Genomic DNA, 17,368 nt, shown 5'->3' on the forward strand with positions numbered 1-17,368 from the left:
AGATAGACACATGTTTATAACCTGTGCACAGTTTGTACCGTAATTCAAATGTTATTCACATGTGAATTCTTCATCCTCGGCCTAAAATCGTTTTTATATCTTGAATATCTTGTTGCAGATTTTTATCATCTTTCAATTGCTTAGCAATCTTCTCATGTGCATGGATGACGGTTGAGTGGTCTCGACCACCAAATTCCGATCCAATTTTAGGCAGCGAAGAATCCGTCAATTCACGTGAAAGATACATCGCGATTTGACGTGGGAATGCGATGGCTCTTGTCCTTTTTTTAGCAGAAAAGTCTTCGAGCCGGATATTGAAATGTTCTCCGACTGTTTTTTGAATGTCTAAAATGCTAACTGTACTCGGACGAGAATTAGGAATGATATCCTTCAAAGCCTCAGCAGCAAGATCGGTCGTGATGTCCATATTGACAAGGGATGAATAGGCGACAACCCGAATCAGTGCACCTTCCAATTCCCTTATGTTTGTATCGATTTGATTGGCGATATAAAGCATCACTTCATCCGAAATATCAAGTAGTCCATCAGCCTTTGCTTTTTTACGTAAAATTGCAATTCGAGTTTCCAAATCCGGTGGTGCAATATCAGTGATCAATCCCCATTCAAACCGCGATCTTAGGCGATCTTCCAATGTAGGGATTTCTTTAGGTGGGCGGTCACTCGAAATGATAATCTGTTTTGCCGCCTCATGTAACGTATTAAACGTATGGAAAAATTCCTCTTGTGTCTGTTCTTTTCCCGCGATGAATTGAATATCATCAATTAGAAGAACATCTGCATTCCGATACTGGTTTCTAAAATCACCAGCTTTATTATTCATGATGGAATTGATGAATTCATTCGTAAACTTCTCTGAAGACAAATAAACGACCTTAGCGGAAGGGTCTTGTTCCATAATATAATGCCCAATTGCATGCATTAGATGGGTCTTCCCAAGCCCTACGCCGCCATAGATGAAGAGGGGGTTATATGACTTAGCAGGGGCTTCAGCCACAGCTAACGAGGCAGCGTGCGCAAATCGGTTTCCTGATCCGATAACGAATGTATCAAATGTATATTTGGGATTCAACATGACAGAAGCTGACGGGACAGGCGTTTTTTCAGCTTGTTTTACAACTGTTTTCGGTACTTTGAAATCACTTTCTTCCATCTCTTTCGGTACTACGAAATGGATAAGTCGGTCTTCGCCCGTCAATTCAGACAGGATGCCGGTTATTAAATGAACGTAATGGGTTTCTAACCAGTCCTTCGCAAATGAATTAGGAACAGCAATTGTCACGTTTTCATCGCCATAGGTCATCAATTTTGTCGATTTAAGCCAGGTTTCGAAACTTGGTCGCGAAACTTTATCTTCAACTTTCGACAAAACTTCGTTCCATAATTTTTCAAGCTGATCCACTCGTTGGGCCTCCTTTACATAGAAATAAAAAAACACAGGAATATGTATTATACACAGAATTCAATCGTGTGGATAAGAAATATCCCGAAGTGTTGAAAAAATTATCCACAACCTATCAACAATTGTGGATAATTGAATGGGCTTTTAAATTTGTTAACAGCAAAATCTTTTATATTGTATCAAGAAACTATAAGAATGACAAGGGATTCTATGAGTTATTAACAATAGGGGCAATTGTGGAGAATTACTTTATCCACAGGCTTTTGTATGTGTAAAAGGTGTAGATAAGACCTGTGCATAAAAAAAACGATGAAAATTTCTATGAACATATTTGTCAGCATTCTACATTTTTCGATGTGGATAACTTTTTATCGAATCGATTCGTGTCGAATGGTGTAAAGTAATAATGAAAGTGATGAAGAAATAGAATTGACAAAAGTATGTGCAGCTAAAAAATAATTGACTTTGTTTGAAATGCCCTATATACTATTCAAGACTCTCAGAAAGTAAAGAGACAATGCAGGAGGTGTCTTTGAAATGAAACGTACATTCCAACCAAATAAACGTAAACGTAGTAAAGTTCACGGCTTCCGTGCAAGAATGAGCTCAAAAAGCGGTCGTAACATCCTCGCTGCTCGTCGTCGCAAAGGAAGAAAAGTGCTTTCAGCATAAGACCACTGTCGAAGTGGTCTTTTTTTTATCTATATTGGTTATTTTTTAAAGTATGATTAGTTTTCGAAAATATTCAGTTGAAGTGGAAGGCGGCGACTCCAGCGGGAACAGCGCGAGCTGAAAGCCCCGCAGGAGCGAAGCGACGAGGAGATTGAAGCCGTGCCCGCGGAAAGCGTCCGCCTGGAACGGAAACGGTATATAAAAATGATTTTGGTGGTGAATGCCTTGAAAAAACGTCAACGAGTCAAGAAAAACGAAGACTTTCAAAAAGTATTTAAAAAAGGTAAATCCTTTGCAAATCGGCAATTCGTCGTCTATTCATATATAAAGGAAGAGCAACACGAATTCAGGATCGGCCTCTCAGTCGGAAAAAAATTAGGAAACGCAGTAACCCGTAACAGGATAAAGCGATACATCCGTCAAGCCTTCCTTGAAATGAAAGAAGAACTGAAAAACGACAGGGATTATGTTATTATCGCCAGACACCAGGCGGCCAACTTAGACTTCCACGAAACCAAAAAAAGCCTACAACACGTACTGAAGATTTCCAAAGCATTCAATAAGAAGTAGAACGTTATAAATGTTCATGATAAACTGAAACCAACAATAGATTTTATGGAATAGATATGGGGGAAACAAGTTGAAAAAAAGAACCGCGTTAATACTGATGCTCATGGTCTTATCGGTCTTCCTTGCAGGTTGTTCGGAATTTAACCAACCGATTTATGACACGAGTGAAGGATTTTGGAATAAATACATCGTCTGGCCGATTGTATCTTTAATCGTCACCTTTAAAGAACTATTAGGTACGTATGGTCTCGGAATTATTGCCGTAACCATCATCATCCGCCTGATTCTATTGCCGCTCATGATTAAACAAGCGCAAAGTTCAAAACGTATGCAGGAAATGCAACCGATCCTAAACGGATTGAAAGAGAAGTACAAGTCTAAAGACGCTGTTACACAACAGAAATATCGCGAAGAAATGCAAAGAGTAATGACAGAGCAGAAAATCAACCCCGCTGCAGGATGTCTGCCTGTACTGATTCAAATGCCAATCATCATTGGACTCTATCATGCCATCAGCAGAATGAATGCGACACCGGAAATTGAAATCGGTAAAATCCTATGGTTTGAACTTGGTGTTCCAAGCATTACGCTCGCAGTTATTGCAGGGTTAATGCAATTTGCCGTATTGCGTACGGGTCCAGCGATGGACAATCCTCAAATGAAAGTTATGATGTACATCATGCCTTTCATGATTATGATTTTCGGTACTTTCCTACCAGCAGCACTTGCATTATATTGGGTTATCGGTAATATCATTTCAATTATCCAGAATATCTTCATTTACAAACCATTCAAGAAAAAAGTAGAAGTGGCACCTGTAAAAGCGGGAGGGAAAAAGAAATGAATAGGATAACGCGAAAGGGAGCGACAGTGGAGGCTGCAATTTCAGCAGCATTGCAACAGCTCAATGTGACGCGTGATGAAGTGGATGTAGAAATAGTCGAACCTGGAAAAAAAGGATTTTTAGGATTTGGTGTTAGGGAAGCGGAAGTCATTGTGAGCATAAAAAAAGCAGTAGCTCAATCTTCCGAAGAAAAAGTTGAAAAAGTCCAAGAACCAACACCAAAACCAACTACTGAACCGGAACAAGAAGAAATTATTGAAGAACCTATAGGCCCAGCGAAGGAAATTGTAGAGGTTAAAATCGAGGATCCTGTTATATCGGACCAAAAGGCAATCGATGAAACAGCTGCTTACGTAAAGTCAATCGCTGAAGCAATGGGAATCGATGATTTGGTCATCACTAATGAAATGGATGGAAAGTACATTTCATTCCAACTGGAAAGTAAAAAGGCCGCATTCCTTATCGGTAAAAGAGGACAAACGTTGAATGCATTACAGCAATTGGCCCAGCTTGTTACAAATAAATACGCAAGCCAATTCAAAGTAGTACGTTTAGATGTAGGGGACTACCGAGAAAGACGAGAACAATCCTTAGAGCAATTTGCGGAACGTATGGCTGATCAAGCCGTCCGTAACGGAAGGAAAGTAAAGTTGGAACCGATGCCTTCCTATGAAAGAAAAGTCATCCATAATGCTTTATCGAACCGCTTGGATATCGAAACTTATTCGGAAGGTACAGATCCTCATCGATACCTTGTAATTGAACCGATTAATTGAAAATGCATCAAAAACCCCGTGAAATTCACGGGGTTTTTTAATGCATAATATGGTTTGTCATGATCATTCATTCCTAAAGAAAATTCGCAGGAAGGATTCTCATTCAAACTTATCCACATTTTTCGGTTCACTCACTATGAGAAAGTGTGAATTTGTGATAATATATTATGTCAGATAGTCATGTCAAAACAGTTATCCACATGTGGGTAACGAGTCAGGAAGGTGATGAATATGCAATTTGATACTATAGCTGCCATATCTACTCCAATGGGGGAAGGGGCTATTGCCATCGTCCGGCTTAGTGGAGACGAAGCTATCGACATAACCGATCGAATATTTCGTTCTCCGTCCGGTAAAAAACTGGCGGAAGAACAATCACATACAATTCATTATGGACACTTGGTAGACCCATCTGCGGGTGAAGTTGTTGAGGAAGTGATGGTATCCATCATGAGGGCACCAAAAACTTTCACCCGTGAAGATGTCGTCGAAGTGAATTGCCACGGCGGTGTAGTGGCAGTGAACCGTGTCCTCAACCTTGTGTTGAAAGAAGGGGCTCGCCTTGCGGAACCAGGCGAGTTTTCTAAGCGTGCATTTCTAAACGGACGCATCGATTTATCCCAAGCCGAGGCTGTCATGGACTTGATCCGTGCAAAAACCGATAGGGCGATGAATGTTGCCTTGAACCAAATGGAAGGAAAGCTTTCCAAATTAATCGGCGAATTAAGACAAGCCCTCCTTGAAACATTGGCGCAAGTAGAAGTCAACATCGACTATCCAGAATACGATGACGTTGAAGAAGTAACCATTCCACTAATGATTGAAAAGGGGACATGGGTGAAAGAGGAGATCGAAAAACTACTCCGAACATCCTCACAAGGTAAAATTCTGCGTGAAGGATTATCAACCGTCATCATCGGAAGGCCGAACGTAGGTAAATCTTCTTTATTGAACAGCCTTGTCCAGGAGAACAAGGCGATTGTCACAGATATCGCAGGAACAACCCGTGATATAATTGAGGAATATGTCAACGTCCGCGGAGTCCCACTTCGACTCGTCGATACAGCGGGCATTCGTGAAACCGAAGATATCGTCGAACGGATTGGTGTAGAACGGTCTCGCCAAGTACTAAAAGAAGCAGACCTTATTCTGTTAGTACTAAACAGTTCCGAGGAGTTATCAGAAGAGGATATCCGTCTATTTGAAGCTACGGCTGATATGGATCTAATCGTAGTCATCAATAAAACCGACCTCCCTCAGAAAATAGACATGCAAAAAGTACATGAATTGGCCGGAAAAGGAACAGTCGTCACAACATCAATCCTCAAAGAAGAGGGTATTGATGAACTTGAAGAAGCCATTGCAAAACTCTTCTTCGAAGGAACACTCGAAGCCGGCGACCTCACCTATGTATCCAACGCCCGACACATTGCATTGCTCCACAAAGCACACAAGACAATCCAGGACGCTATTTCCGCAGCAGAGGCAAACATACCGGTCGACATGATTCAAATCGATGTAACACGCACGTGGGAGCTCTTAGGCGAAATCGTCGGCGACACAGTCCAAGACAGCCTCATCAACCAACTGTTCTCCCAGTTTTGTTTAGGAAAGTAATTAATTTTAACATTAGACACTAAGGATTGAAGCGAAAGGCGGCGCCCACGGAAAGCGTCCGCCTGTAGCGTAAATCCGATTATGTGATTACTAATATATACACACAATTTATAAAATAGGAAGGATGAACGAACATGCCACAATTTGAAGCAGGCACGTTCGATTGTATAGTCATCGGAGCAGGGCATGCCGGCGTCGAAGCCGCATTAGCCTCAGCGAAGATGGGTGCATCGACATTGGTGCTTACCATGAACCTCGACATGATTGCTTTCATGCCATGCAATCCATCACTCGGAGGTCCCGCAAAAGGGATCGTCGTAAGAGAGATTGATGCACTTGGCGGAGCAATGGGGAAAGTTATAGATAAAACACATATCCAAATGAGGATGTTAAATACAGGTAAAGGACCTGCTGTACGTGCACTTCGTGCGCAAGCAGACAAAGTCCTTTACCAACAAGAAATGAAACGCGTTCTTGAAGAACAAGAAAATCTAACACTTCACCAAGGAGTCGTCGAAGAATTAATAGTCGAAGACAATGAAGTGAAAGGTCTCATCACCCAAATTGGCGCGGTGTACCGAGCAAAAACAGTCATTATCACAACAGGAACTTTCCTGCGTGGGGAAGTCATTATCGGTGACTTGAAATATTCAAGCGGACCAAACAACCAAATGCCAGCCATCAAACTTGCAGAAAACTTGCAAGAACTTGGACTGGAAACGGTCCGATTTAAAACCGGTACGCCACCACGTATTAATGGGAATACAATCGATTACAGCAAAACTGAAATTCAACCTGGTGATGATGTTCCACGTTCATTCAGCTATGAAACGACGGAATTCATTATGGATCAATTACCATGCTGGTTGACATATACAACACCAACAACACATCAAATTATCAATGAAAACCTTCATCTATCACCAATGTATTCCGGAATGATTAAAGGGAAGGGGCCAAGCTATTGCCCTTCAATTGAAGACAAAATTGTTCGTTTCGCGGATAAATCACGTCATCAGATTTTTCTTGAGCCGGAAGGCCGAAATACGAAGGAATATTACGTACAAGGCCTTTCAACAAGCCTGCCTGAACACGTCCAACGTAGGTTAATCGAAAGTGTACCAGGATTGGAAAAGGCTGAAATGATGCGCGCAGGATACGCGATTGAGTATGATTCCATTATCGCAACTCAGCTTTGGCCGACTCTTGAAACGAAGAAAATTAAAAATCTCTACACAGCCGGCCAAATTAACGGTACATCAGGTTATGAAGAAGCGGCTGCACAAGGCATCATGGCTGGTATAAATGCTGCAAGAAAAGCACTTGGCAAAGAGGAAGTCATCCTTGGAAGATCAGATGCCTATATCGGTGTACTCATTGACGACCTTGTAACAAAAGGAACAAGTGAGCCATACCGTCTTCTTACTTCAAGAGCTGAATACAGATTATTGCTTCGTCATGACAACGCAGACTTACGTCTTACAGAAATTGGATATCAACTTGGCATGATAAGTGAAGAACGTCATGAGAAATTCCTTGTGAAAAAGCAACAGATTGAAGATGAAATTGAAAGACTTCGTAAAGTAACGATCAAACCGAGTGAAGCCGTTCAAGAAATTATTCATCAATCCGGTGGAACTGAGCTTCGTGAGCCAATGAAAGCAGCGGACCTATTAAAACGACCAGAAATGAAGTATGAACAAATCATTACAGTTGTTCCACCCGAGGAAGAAATATCTGCTGAAGTTGCCGAACAAGTTGAGATTTTCATCAAATACGAAGGTTATATTGAAAAGTCGATGCAACAAGTTGAGAGAATGAAGAAAATGGAGAACAAGAGAATCCCGGAAAACATTGATTACTATGCAATCAATGGAATTGCAAAAGAGGCAAAAGCAAATCTTACAGCCGTAAGACCATTGTCAATTGCGCAAGCATCAAGGATTTCAGGGGTAAATCCAGCTGACATTTCCATTCTTCTTGTTTATATTGAGCAAGGCAAAATTGCAAAAATATCAGGGTAACATCATGAGACTGATGTGGAGTAAAAGTCCGCATCAGTCCTTTTTAAAAGGAGGATCCGAGTGAACGAAGAACAATTTTTAGATGCATTGAAAGAACAGGGCATCAGTTTAACAGAAGACCAAATACAACAGTTTAATACGTATTTCCGTATGTTAGTCGAGTGGAATGAAAAAATGAATTTAACCGCTATAACGGATGCACAATCTGTCTATCTGAAACACTTTTATGATTCCATAACAGCTGCTTTTTACACAGACCTATCAGGAAATAAGTCTATTTGTGATGTAGGGGCAGGAGCTGGGTTTCCAAGTATTCCGTTGAAAATCTGCTTCCCAGATCTATCAGTAACAATTGTTGATTCATTGAACAAAAGAATTACTTTCCTAAATGAGCTTGCTAAAGAGCTGAAATTGAGTAAAGTTGACTTTGTACATTCCCGGGCCGAAGATTTCGGACAAAACCTAAAATACCGTGAACAATTTGACATTGTAACTGCTCGTGCCGTTGCACGTTTATCGGTTCTTTCAGAATTATGCATTCCCCTTGTTAAAGAGGGTGGAATGTTTATCTCCATGAAAGGTGCTGCCGCCGAAGAGGAATTGATGGACGCAAGGAAGGCGCTTACTTTACTTGGTGCTGAATTGCTCGATAAGCATTCATTCAATTTGCCTGTTGAGGAAAGTGAAAGGAATATCTTTATTTTTAGGAAGGTTAAGAAAACTCCTAAAAAGTATCCTCGTAAAGCAGGAGTTCCAAATAAAACACCAATTGCTTAATTGTTCCACGTGAAACATTTCTTTTATAACCTTTCACGTGGATTGGTAGGTTATATCTACAATCTATCAATCTACACTTTAATAAGAATCAAAGAGGATATATAATAGATATGGCGAATATACAAGTAAAGAGAAGCAGTTTTTTATAAAGGTGGTGCCGGGATGAAAAATACGTTTTCACGGTTTTTTGGTAGTGTAGAAAAAGAGCCTGAAATTCAACAAATCGAAAACACTCCATCCGAAAAAGTTGAACAAGTAAAAATAGATTTGATCAAACCAAATAAATACCAGCCAAGAACAATTTTTTCCGAGGAGAAAATCGAAGAGTTAGCTAGGACGATTCATACGCACGGCGTTATCCAACCAATTGTTATCCGAAAAAGTAATGATGGATATGAAATCATTGCAGGTGAGCGGAGATACCGAGCAATGAAGAAATTGGGTTGGGAAGAAGTACCCGCAATTGTTCGAAATCTTGACGATAGAGAAACAGCCTCCATTGCATTGATTGAAAACTTACAACGTGAAGAATTGACGGCAATTGAAGAGGCTTATGCATACGAGAAACTATTGGAATTGCATTCTTTAACTCAGGAGGCACTGGCACAGCGACTGGGAAAAGGTCAGTCCACTATTGCCAATAAGCTTCGTCTTTTGAAACTACCACAAGCAATAAAGGACAAAATTCTTACTAAGGAATTATCCGAAAGGCATGCGAGAGCTTTAATCTCTGTTAAAGATGCCGAGTTGCAACATAAACTTTTCCAAGAAGCAATTGATGAACAACTCAATGTAAAACAGTTGGAGGAACGAATCCATCTTGCATTGAATCCAGTTGAAGAGGAAGAGGAAGAGAAAGTAAAGAAAAAACCGGTTAAACGAAAATCTGTAAGTAAAGATGTCCGAATTGCATTAAATACAATTCGACAGTCATTAGCCCTTGTCACGAAAAGTGGCATTGATGTAAAGACTGAAGAAGAAGACACCGATGATTTCTATACAATTACGGTTAAAATCCCTAAAAAGAAATAAGGAAATTGGATAAATTATAAGAGTAATTACTCTTGCTTACTAAAAGCAGGAGTTTTTTTATGCGATACATTACCACGGACATCATTTTTTTGATAAACTATAATAGATTGAAAGAAATAATATAAAAGTGGTCAGTCAATATAAAAAGTATATTAGTTTTATATGAGAGTGAGAAAGCAGGTGCAAGTGTGGGTAAAATTATTGCAATCGCTAATCAAAAGGGAGGAGTTGGCAAGACAACCACCTCAGTAAACTTAAGTGCTTGCCTTGCACATATCGGAAAGAAAGTTTTATTAATTGACGCCGATCCCCAAGGGAATGCCACAAGTGGGGTAGGGGTCAATAAAGGTGATGTGCATCAATGCATTTATGATATGTTAATAGATGATGTTGATATTACGGACGTTATTCATCATACCAAAATGGAAAACTTGGACATTGTTCCAGCAACGATTTCCTTGGCGGGTGCTGAAATTGAGTTAGTGTCGACTATTTCGAGGGAAGTAAGGATGAAGCATGCGATTCAGAATGCGAAGAATGAGTATGATTACATTATCATTGACTGTCCTCCGTCCTTAGGATTATTAACGATTAATTCATTGACTGCAGCTGATTCAGTCATTATTCCGGTGCAATGCGAATATTACGCATTGGAAGGATTAAGCCAATTATTAAGTACAATTAGGCTTGTACAAAAGCATTTGAATGAAGCACTTATGATTGATGGTGTTCTATTAACAATGTTTGATGCAAGAACTAATTTAGGCATTCAAGTCATTGAAGAAGTGAAGAAATATTTTCAGGATAAAGTCTACGGAACAATTATTCCACGGAATGTTCGGTTGAGTGAAGCACCGAGTCATGGTGAACCAATCATCATGTATGATTCAAGATCGAGGGGCGCTGAAGTATATCTAGAGCTGGCAAAGGAAGTGGTACACAATGGCTAAGGGTCTTGGAAAAGGTTTAAACGCTTTGTTTCCCGATGAGTCTTTAACGAAAGCTGAATCAATTGAGAATATTCGATTGAAAAGCATAAAAGTGAATCCATATCAGCCAAGAAAGATATTTGATGAGAATGCAATTCAAGAATTAAGTGAATCGATTAAAGAACATGGTATACTACAGCCAATTATTGTCCGGAAAGTCGGGACGATGTATGAGATCGTAGTAGGGGAAAGACGTTTCCGTGCAGCTAAAATTGCAGGACTAAAAGAGATTCCAGCAGTAGTCCGTCAATTGACAGATGAAGAATCAATGGAAATGGCTATTCTTGAAAATCTACAGCGAGAAGATTTAACACCAATAGAAGAAGCCGAAGCTTACCAAAAATTAATGGATAATTTAAGCCTAACGCAAGAACAACTTGCTTTCAGACTTGGAAAAAGTCGACCGCATATCGCCAATCATATTCGCTTATTAAGTTTACCTGAGAAGGTGCGCAATATGATTACAGATGGCAAGCTATCAATGGGCCATGGAAGGACATTACTTGGACTTAGAAAAAAAGAACAGATTTTATTGACTGCAGAGAAAACGATTAGTGAAGGGTTAAATGTCAGACAGTTAGAAAAATTAGTTCATAGATTAAATGAAAATGTTCCACGTGAAACAAAGCAAGAAAAGAAAAACATCTTCCTTGAGGAACAGGAGTCTAACTTACGAGAATATTTCGGCACCAATGTCACCATTAAGAAATCGAAAAATAAAGGTAAAATAGAAATTGAGTTTTTCACTGAAGAAGACCTTGAAAGAATATTAGAATTACTGAATGATTAAGCTTGTACCTATTTTGCTCATACTGCAAAATAGGTATTATTTTTAATAGGTGGAAGTGAAAAACCATGGTATTGTTTGGTTCGATTGTTAATGTTATTTTAATCATTTTAGGCACATTGATTGGACGTTTTTTAAACAATATTCCGGAACGCATGAAAGAAACTGTGATGTACGGAATTGGATTGGCTGTAGCTGCAATAGGAATACAAATGACGTTTGAAAGCACGCAAATATTAATTGTCATTATCAGTATTGTAATTGGAGCTCTAATTGGTGAATGGATGGACCTGGACGGGAAGATAAATCAGTTGGGTCAATATCTCGAAAGTAAATTGCCATCCAAGAAGGAAGGTCCCGGTATTGCACAGGGATTTGTGACGGCAACTTTAATCTTTGTCGTTGGCTCAATGGCGATTATTGGAGCTATTGATAGTGGACTTCGTAGTGATCATGACGTGTTGATCATGAAAGGTGTACTTGATGGATTCACTTCCATTATATTAAGCTCAACCTTAGGTATTGGTGTAGCTTTTTCTGCAGCGCCAGTTTTCATTTACCAAGCAATTATTACTTTGTTTTCAACACAAATAAGCCGCTATGTGCCAGATGAATTACTGCAGTTTTTCATTTCTGAAATGACGGCAACAGGCGGCCTAATGATTGTTGGAATTGGGCTGAATTTGATAGGTATAACTAAAATGCGTGTTGCTAATTTCATACCGGGAATCTTTGTTGTCGGTGTTGTCGTCACAATTGTTCATTACCTGTTTTAAATCTTCCATAGGCAAGTTGCAACGAACGGGAAATGACCCTGCTCATTTCAAATGGCAGATGTAATCGAGTGCTTTGAAGGACTGCCTGTTCCATAAATCCAGAAACGTTAACAACCCCTTTGATGGACAAATCACCGACAGGGGGCAAAGCTTTTCCAACGGCTTTACCTGGGTAAAGAGGACCGTTATGCAATAATAGTTGTCCGATCGAATCATTTTTTCCTAAACACGCGTCAATCGCTACAATGAACGTTGAACGATCCTGTTCAAATGTTTTATCCAATTGTTGTTGTAGATTAAGAGCATGTAAGGGTTTCTCCAGTGTCCCTATTACTGAAAAAGGAAAAAGTAAAGACTCTGATAAATGAGAACCTGTCAGCGGACCTAATGCATCTCCTGTAGATCGGTCGGTTCCAATGCAGAAGAATGAAATTGAATCCATATGGAAGGGAATATGCTTGAGAAAAAATGAACTAAGATTCCAAACGGCGCCAGTGGCATCATAATGTATCCGGAAGTCATAATCCGTAGTAAGTGCTGAGTGCATGACAAAACTCCATTCTTGTATTGTAGTCAAAATTGATTGATTGTTTAGCAGTATACGCGACTACAATGAAATTTATACAGAAAGGAAGTTTGTAAGTGACGAAGGAGAATGTGAAGAATTTAATTGAACTCATTTTCAGTGATGACACTGAAAAGCTTAGTAAACTTTTGTTAAATGAACAAATTTGGTTTGATCTTTTTTTAATTGCCGTTAGGATAGCTTTCATTATCGCCATTGCCTTCATCGCTGTACATGCCGGTAAATTCGTCATTAGACGGTTGTTCAGGATCAAGTTGAAAGGTCCGATACGTAGGGAAGAAAGACGCGAGAGGACGTTACTTAAGTTACTGGAGAACACACTTAGCTATGTTGTCTACTTCTCTGCAATTTTGGCCATTCTTCAAGAGTTCAATATAGATGTTAAAGGGCTTGTCGCAGGGGCCGGGGTATTGGGCCTTGCAGTAGGATTTGGAGCACAGAGCCTTGTGAAAGATGTCATTTCGGGATTTTTTATTTTATTTGAAGATCAGTTTTCGGTAGGCGATTATGTGAAAATTGGTTCTGCTGAAGGTACGGTAGAAGAGATTGGGCTACGAACTACAAAATTGAAGAACTTTACGGGTGAAATCTTCATTTTACCGAATGGTACCATTTCACAAGTAGTCAACTATTCCATGAAAAACTCATTGGCAATTGTGGATGTAACAATTCCATTTGAATTGGGCATAGAAAAGGTTGAAAAGTTGATTGACGAATTCCTACTTTCTTTCAAAAAAGATAATCCGGATTTACTTGAAAAACCTAAGCTAATAGGTGCACATAATTTCACGGAAAACTCCGTAATTGAACGCATCATTGTGGAAACAAAACCGATGCGCCATTTCGATACAGCAAGGAGTATTGGAATTGGTTTGAAAAAGCATCTTGGGCAACAAGGAATCGAAATCCCATATCCGACGCTTGTAACAAAGTCATTTGATAACCAATAAAAATGAAGGGGGAACTTGAGCATATGACGGATAAAGTATTTCAATTGAATGACGTGGTTGAGATGAAAAAACCGCACCCATGTGGTAAGAATGCTTGGAAAATCATTAGAATGGGTGCAGATATCCGTATCAAATGTGAAGGATGCGGACATAGCGTTATGATTCCTCGTAATGAGTTTGCAAAAAAGATGAAAAAGGTGCTTGTTAAAGGCGAAGCTGAACATTAATTAGACAGAGGCGTAAACAATTCTTATAATAGAAGAGTTGTAATAATTATAATGTATTGACCTATATGAAAGGTTGGGAAATAAATGGCGTTAACAGCAGGAATCGTTGGTTTACCAAACGTCGGGAAATCGACTTTATTCAACGCAATTACGAAGGCTGGAGCGGAAGCGGCAAATTATCCGTTCTGTACGATCGATCCAAACGTTGGAATAGTGGAAGTTCCGGATGAGCGACTTCAAAAATTAACAGAGTTAGTTGTACCGAAAAAGACAGTTCCAACTGCATTTGAGTTTACCGATATTGCAGGAATCGTCGAAGGTGCAAGTAAAGGGGAAGGGTTAGGAAATAAATTCCTTTCTCATATTCGCGAAGTCGATGCGATTTGTCAGGTAGTCCGTTGCTTCAATGATGAAAATATTACCCATGTATCTGGTAAAGTAAATCCAATTGATGATATTGAGGTCATCAACCTCGAACTTATCCTCGCAGATATGGAAAGCGTGGACAAGCGATTGACACGTGTATCAAAAATGGCGAAACAGAAAGACAAGGATTCAATGGCTGAAGAGCCTGTGTTACTGAAGCTGAAAGAGGCTTTTGAGAATGAAATGCCTGCACGCTCAGTGGAATTGACGCCTGAAGAGTTCCAACTGATTAAAGGAATGCATTTATTGACAATCAAACCGATGCTATACGTTGCGAATGTGTCTGAAGATGAAATTGCAGAAGCAGAATCCAATGAATACGTGAAGATGGTACGTGAATTTGCGAAACAGGACAATGCAGAAGTAATCGTCGTATGTGCTAAAATCGAAGAAGAAATGGCAGAATTGGACGAGGAAGAGAAAGCAATGTTTCTTGAAGAGTTAGGCATTAAAGAATCAGGCCTCGACCAACTGATCAAAGCCGCTTATCACTTATTAGGACTGGCTACTTACTTCACAGCCGGTGTACAAGAAGTACGTGCATGGACGTTCCGCAAAGGAATGAAAGCACCACAATGCGCGGGCATCATCCATACCGACTTCGAACGAGGCTTCATCCGTGCTGAAACAGTATCATACGATGCACTTGTTGAAGCTGGATCTATGACTGCTGCAAAAGAAGCAGGTAAAGTTCGCCTCGAAGGAAAAGAATATATCGTTCAAGACGGCGACGTAATGTTATTCCGTTTTAACGTCTAATATAAAACAACCGGAGGAGGAGCAGAATCCTTTCCGGTTGTTTTCATTGTATCTGTTTGTTTGGTTCAAACAAGTATAATCTCGGCAACTGGGGATCATCTTTAACAAGCCAATCATCCGGAAGTTTTTTCAACTCCTTATGCATCGCAAAATCACCAGCCGCTCCACCAATCAAAAAGGCCGATAGAGTGACCAAAACCCCATCTCCCGTGACCAAGCCAACAATCGCAGGCAACACCCCCGTCGTCCAAAACGGAAGCAACAAAGCCATACGAATAGCCTTATTCGTCATAGGCACATCCGTCGTCGCATAAGCAATGCCTAACTTAAGATTCACGCCAACAATCATCTTCTTCCAAGGAACCCCACCAAAAACCCTAAAGCCAAGCAAATGAAACAGTTCATGTAGAACAATTAAAAGAACATACCCACCTATAAAATACAAAAAAGTCCAAATCGTAATCGAATAAGATAGCCCACCCTCAATAAACGCTCTCAAAGCAAGCAGCCCAATAAGTGAAAAGAAAGTAACCCACAATCCACCCTTAGCCACCTTAGGCAAATCAATCTCTATAACCTTATCCGGTTCACGGATATCATCCATACCAATCACCTCATAACTTAAGTATACACGATTCGGACAAGTTGAAATTAAATTAATCAGTACTCGTCGAGGATTGGAGTGGAAGGCGGCGACTCCTGTGGGATTAAGCGCGAATGGTGAGACCCCGCAGGAGCGAAGCGACGAGGAGGCTCACCCGCGCCCCACGGAAAGCGTCCGCCTAAAACGGAAATCCGTGATTAAAGGAACCTCATTTTTATTTAATAGTTGAATATCCATCCATACCATGCTAAAATATGATGATGTGAGTAATAACATTACTTACTCCTTGCCCGCCGTCAAAAGTGGGCCAAAGTCCATAAGGAGGTGACTAAAGATGAGAAAGTACGAAATCATGTACATCATCCGTCCAACAGTAGAAGATGAAGCTAAAAAAGCGTTGATCACTCGTTTCGATGACATCCTAACTTCAAACGGAGCGGAAATCATCGAGTCGAAAGAGTGGGGCAAGCGTCGTCTTGCATACGAAATCGACGACCTACGTGAAGGCTACTACCAATTGGTAACAGCTAACGCAGGTACTGAAGCAATCGATGAATTCAATCGTCTTGCGAACATCAATGAAGATATCATTCGTCATATGGCTGTTCGTCTTGACAACTAATCCATAAAGAACCAAAAGCTCTAAAAGGTATCACCTGAAATTGATGAGGGGGGTTGGAATCTGATGATTAACCGTGTCGTTTTAGTTGGCCGATTGACAAAAGATCCTGAACTCAAGTACACACAGGGCGGTGTGGCGGTAACACGTTTCACACTTGCGGTAAATCGCACATTCTCAAACCAACAGGGAGAGCGTGAAGCTGATTTTATCAACTGTGTCACATGGAGAAAACAGGCAGAGAACACTGCGAACTTTTTGCGTAAAGGAAGTCTTGCCGGAATCGAAGGCCGTATTCAAACGAGTAGCTTCGATGGACAAGATGGTAAACGCGTCTTTATGACTGAAGTCGTAGCAGATAGCGTACAATTCCTTGAGCCGCGTAGTGCAAACTCTGAAAGATCCGGAGCTGCTTATGGTGGTGCACCACGAAACGAACAACCTTATTATCAGAACCAGCAGCCAAATCAACAATATCAACAACCAAGTCAACAAAATTATACACGCACTGACAATGACCCGTTCAGTATGGGCAGCGGTCCGATAGAAGTATCGGATGACGACTTGCCGTTCTGATAAGGCATTGCCATTGACGTAATCATGTAAGGAGGGAAAGCGATATGGCACCACGCCGTGGAGGTAAAAGACGCCGTAAAGTCTGCTATTTCACATCGAATAACATTACACGCATCGATTATAAAGATACTGATCTACTTAAGAAATTCGTTTCTGAACGTGGAAAAATCTTGCCTCGCCGTGTAACTGGTACAAGCGCGAAATATCAACGTAAATTAACGACTGCTATTAAACGTGCTCGTATTATGGCACTTCTTCCGTTCGTAGCGGAAGAAAGATAAAAAAACATTTTTAACCGCCTTGTGAAACGGGTTTACCCGCTCTCAAGGTGGTTTTT

The 17,368-nt window shown here is 40.4% G+C and carries 20 protein-coding genes; 17 read left to right on the plus strand and 3 right to left on the minus strand.

Going from position 1 to position 17,368, the window contains the following annotated elements:
• Positions 1 to 70: 70 nt before the first annotated feature.
• Complete coding sequence (gene dnaA, locus NSQ43_RS02260; RefSeq protein WP_339252652.1) at positions 71 to 1,420, minus strand: chromosomal replication initiator protein DnaA; 1,350 nt, start codon at positions 1,418 to 1,420, stop codon at positions 71 to 73.
• 537 nt (positions 1,421 to 1,957) lie between these two features.
• Between dnaA and rpmH the strand changes: the two genes are divergently transcribed.
• From rpmH to NSQ43_RS02315, 11 genes are all read left to right on the plus strand, one after another.
• Positions 1,958 to 2,092, plus strand: a complete 135-nt coding sequence (gene rpmH / locus NSQ43_RS02265; protein ID WP_147060480.1) for a 50S ribosomal protein L34 — start codon at positions 1,958 to 1,960, stop codon at positions 2,090 to 2,092.
• 225 nt (positions 2,093 to 2,317) lie between these two features.
• Positions 2,318 to 2,662 carry a ribonuclease P protein component gene (rnpA, locus tag NSQ43_RS02270; RefSeq protein WP_339252653.1) on the plus strand — a complete coding sequence of 115 codons (345 nt, stop codon included), beginning with the start codon at positions 2,318 to 2,320 and terminating at the stop codon, positions 2,660 to 2,662.
• 70 nt (positions 2,663 to 2,732) lie between these two features.
• Entirely contained in the window at positions 2,733 to 3,506 is a 774-nt protein-coding gene (gene yidC / locus NSQ43_RS02275) for a membrane protein insertase YidC (RefSeq protein WP_339252654.1), read from the plus strand.
• Positions 3,503 to 4,282 (plus strand): RNA-binding cell elongation regulator Jag/EloR, encoded by a 780-nt coding sequence (gene jag, locus NSQ43_RS02280; protein WP_339252656.1) that lies wholly within the window; start codon positions 3,503 to 3,505, stop codon positions 4,280 to 4,282. Before yidC ends, jag begins: the two co-directional genes overlap by 4 nt.
• Before the next feature lie 231 nt (positions 4,283 to 4,513).
• On the plus strand, positions 4,514 to 5,899 hold the full coding sequence (gene mnmE, locus NSQ43_RS02285; protein WP_339252658.1) for a tRNA uridine-5-carboxymethylaminomethyl(34) synthesis GTPase MnmE: 1,386 nt from the start codon (positions 4,514 to 4,516) through the stop codon (positions 5,897 to 5,899).
• 134 nt (positions 5,900 to 6,033) lie between these two features.
• A complete protein-coding gene (gene mnmG, locus NSQ43_RS02290) occupies positions 6,034 to 7,923 on the plus strand; it encodes a tRNA uridine-5-carboxymethylaminomethyl(34) synthesis enzyme MnmG (RefSeq protein WP_339252660.1) in 1,890 nt (629 codons plus the stop codon).
• Between the two features lie 60 nt (positions 7,924 to 7,983).
• Positions 7,984 to 8,700 (plus strand): 16S rRNA (guanine(527)-N(7))-methyltransferase RsmG, encoded by a 717-nt coding sequence (rsmG, locus tag NSQ43_RS02295; protein ID WP_339252662.1) that lies wholly within the window; start codon positions 7,984 to 7,986, stop codon positions 8,698 to 8,700.
• Positions 8,701 to 8,862: 162 nt separating this feature from the next.
• A complete protein-coding gene (gene noc, locus NSQ43_RS02300) occupies positions 8,863 to 9,732 on the plus strand; it encodes a nucleoid occlusion protein (RefSeq protein WP_339252663.1) in 870 nt (289 codons plus the stop codon).
• Positions 9,733 to 9,920: 188 nt separating this feature from the next.
• On the plus strand, positions 9,921 to 10,682 hold the full coding sequence (locus NSQ43_RS02305) for an AAA family ATPase (RefSeq protein ID WP_339252665.1): 762 nt from the start codon (positions 9,921 to 9,923) through the stop codon (positions 10,680 to 10,682).
• The gene (locus NSQ43_RS02310; protein WP_339252666.1) at positions 10,675 to 11,511 is read left to right on the plus strand and encodes a ParB/RepB/Spo0J family partition protein; all 837 of its coding nucleotides are present in this window, start codon (positions 10,675 to 10,677) and stop codon (positions 11,509 to 11,511) included. The genes NSQ43_RS02305 and NSQ43_RS02310 overlap by 8 nt, the downstream gene beginning before the upstream one ends.
• Positions 11,512 to 11,576: 65 nt before the next feature.
• Complete coding sequence (locus tag NSQ43_RS02315) at positions 11,577 to 12,284, plus strand: DUF554 domain-containing protein (protein ID WP_339252667.1); 708 nt, start codon at positions 11,577 to 11,579, stop codon at positions 12,282 to 12,284.
• Here the strand turns inward: NSQ43_RS02315 and yyaC are convergent.
• Entirely contained in the window at positions 12,259 to 12,831 is a 573-nt protein-coding gene (gene yyaC / locus NSQ43_RS02320; RefSeq protein ID WP_339252669.1) for a spore protease YyaC, read from the minus strand. The two genes, NSQ43_RS02315 and yyaC, sit on opposite strands and share 26 nt — an antisense overlap.
• Positions 12,832 to 12,926: 95 nt before the next feature.
• On the opposite strand from yyaC, the gene NSQ43_RS02325 reads away from it, so the two are divergent.
• The 3 genes from NSQ43_RS02325 (at position 12,927) to ychF (ending at position 15,232) form a co-directional block, all read left to right on the plus strand.
• Positions 12,927 to 13,820 carry a mechanosensitive ion channel family protein gene (locus NSQ43_RS02325; protein WP_339252671.1) on the plus strand — a complete coding sequence of 298 codons (894 nt, stop codon included), beginning with the start codon at positions 12,927 to 12,929 and terminating at the stop codon, positions 13,818 to 13,820.
• 23 nt (positions 13,821 to 13,843) lie between these two features.
• Positions 13,844 to 14,047, plus strand: a complete 204-nt coding sequence (locus NSQ43_RS02330; RefSeq protein ID WP_339252673.1) for a DUF951 domain-containing protein — start codon at positions 13,844 to 13,846, stop codon at positions 14,045 to 14,047.
• Between the two features lie 84 nt (positions 14,048 to 14,131).
• Positions 14,132 to 15,232: a redox-regulated ATPase YchF gene (gene ychF / locus NSQ43_RS02335; protein WP_339252674.1), complete on the plus strand. Its 1,101-nt coding sequence runs from the start codon at positions 14,132 to 14,134 to the stop codon at positions 15,230 to 15,232.
• Between the two features lie 43 nt (positions 15,233 to 15,275).
• On the opposite strand, the gene NSQ43_RS02340 is transcribed toward ychF, so the two are convergent.
• Positions 15,276 to 15,836 carry a DUF3267 domain-containing protein gene (locus NSQ43_RS02340; protein WP_339252675.1) on the minus strand — a complete coding sequence of 187 codons (561 nt, stop codon included), beginning with the start codon at positions 15,834 to 15,836 and terminating at the stop codon, positions 15,276 to 15,278.
• 334 nt (positions 15,837 to 16,170) lie between these two features.
• Here NSQ43_RS02340 and rpsF point away from each other — a divergent pair, with 334 nt between their 5' ends.
• The 3 genes from rpsF (at position 16,171) to rpsR (ending at position 17,312) form a co-directional block, all read left to right on the plus strand.
• The gene (gene rpsF / locus NSQ43_RS02345) at positions 16,171 to 16,458 is read left to right on the plus strand and encodes a 30S ribosomal protein S6 (protein ID WP_339252677.1); all 288 of its coding nucleotides are present in this window, start codon (positions 16,171 to 16,173) and stop codon (positions 16,456 to 16,458) included.
• Between the two features lie 63 nt (positions 16,459 to 16,521).
• Positions 16,522 to 17,031 carry a single-stranded DNA-binding protein gene (gene ssb, locus NSQ43_RS02350; protein ID WP_339252679.1) on the plus strand — a complete coding sequence of 170 codons (510 nt, stop codon included), beginning with the start codon at positions 16,522 to 16,524 and terminating at the stop codon, positions 17,029 to 17,031.
• Positions 17,032 to 17,075: 44 nt separating this feature from the next.
• Complete coding sequence (rpsR, locus tag NSQ43_RS02355) at positions 17,076 to 17,312, plus strand: 30S ribosomal protein S18 (protein WP_283733434.1); 237 nt, start codon at positions 17,076 to 17,078, stop codon at positions 17,310 to 17,312.
• Positions 17,313 to 17,368: the final 56 nt, after the last annotated feature.

The organism is Sporosarcina sp. FSL W8-0480 (assembly GCF_037963765.1).
In the GTDB taxonomy this organism is placed as follows: domain Bacteria; phylum Bacillota; class Bacilli; order Bacillales_A; family Planococcaceae; genus Sporosarcina.

Bases quoted from the DNA above. Each gene is read 5' to 3' on its own strand.
- NSQ43_RS02315 (WP_339252667.1), top strand. From the start codon at position 11,577: ATGGTATTGTTTGGTTCGATTGTTAATGTTATTTTAATCATTTTAGGC.
- mnmE (WP_339252658.1), top strand. From the start codon at position 4,514: ATGCAATTTGATACTATAGCTGCCATATCTACTCCAATGGGGGAAGGG.
- NSQ43_RS02340 (WP_339252675.1), bottom strand. From the start codon at position 15,836: ATGGATGATATCCGTGAACCGGATAAGGTTATAGAGATTGATTTGCCT.
- NSQ43_RS02310 (WP_339252666.1), top strand. From the start codon at position 10,675: ATGGCTAAGGGTCTTGGAAAAGGTTTAAACGCTTTGTTTCCCGATGAG.
- rpsF (WP_339252677.1), top strand. From the start codon at position 16,171: ATGAGAAAGTACGAAATCATGTACATCATCCGTCCAACAGTAGAAGAT.
- yyaC (WP_339252669.1), bottom strand. From the start codon at position 12,831: ATGCACTCAGCACTTACTACGGATTATGACTTCCGGATACATTATGAT.
- rpsR (WP_283733434.1), top strand. From the start codon at position 17,076: ATGGCACCACGCCGTGGAGGTAAAAGACGCCGTAAAGTCTGCTATTTC.
- NSQ43_RS02330 (WP_339252673.1), top strand. From the start codon at position 13,844: ATGACGGATAAAGTATTTCAATTGAATGACGTGGTTGAGATGAAAAAA.
- noc (WP_339252663.1), top strand. From the start codon at position 8,863: ATGAAAAATACGTTTTCACGGTTTTTTGGTAGTGTAGAAAAAGAGCCT.
- jag (WP_339252656.1), top strand. From the start codon at position 3,503: ATGAATAGGATAACGCGAAAGGGAGCGACAGTGGAGGCTGCAATTTCA.
- mnmG (WP_339252660.1), top strand. From the start codon at position 6,034: ATGCCACAATTTGAAGCAGGCACGTTCGATTGTATAGTCATCGGAGCA.
- ychF (WP_339252674.1), top strand. From the start codon at position 14,132: ATGGCGTTAACAGCAGGAATCGTTGGTTTACCAAACGTCGGGAAATCG.
- ssb (WP_339252679.1), top strand. From the start codon at position 16,522: ATGATTAACCGTGTCGTTTTAGTTGGCCGATTGACAAAAGATCCTGAA.
- rpmH (WP_147060480.1), top strand. From the start codon at position 1,958: ATGAAACGTACATTCCAACCAAATAAACGTAAACGTAGTAAAGTTCAC.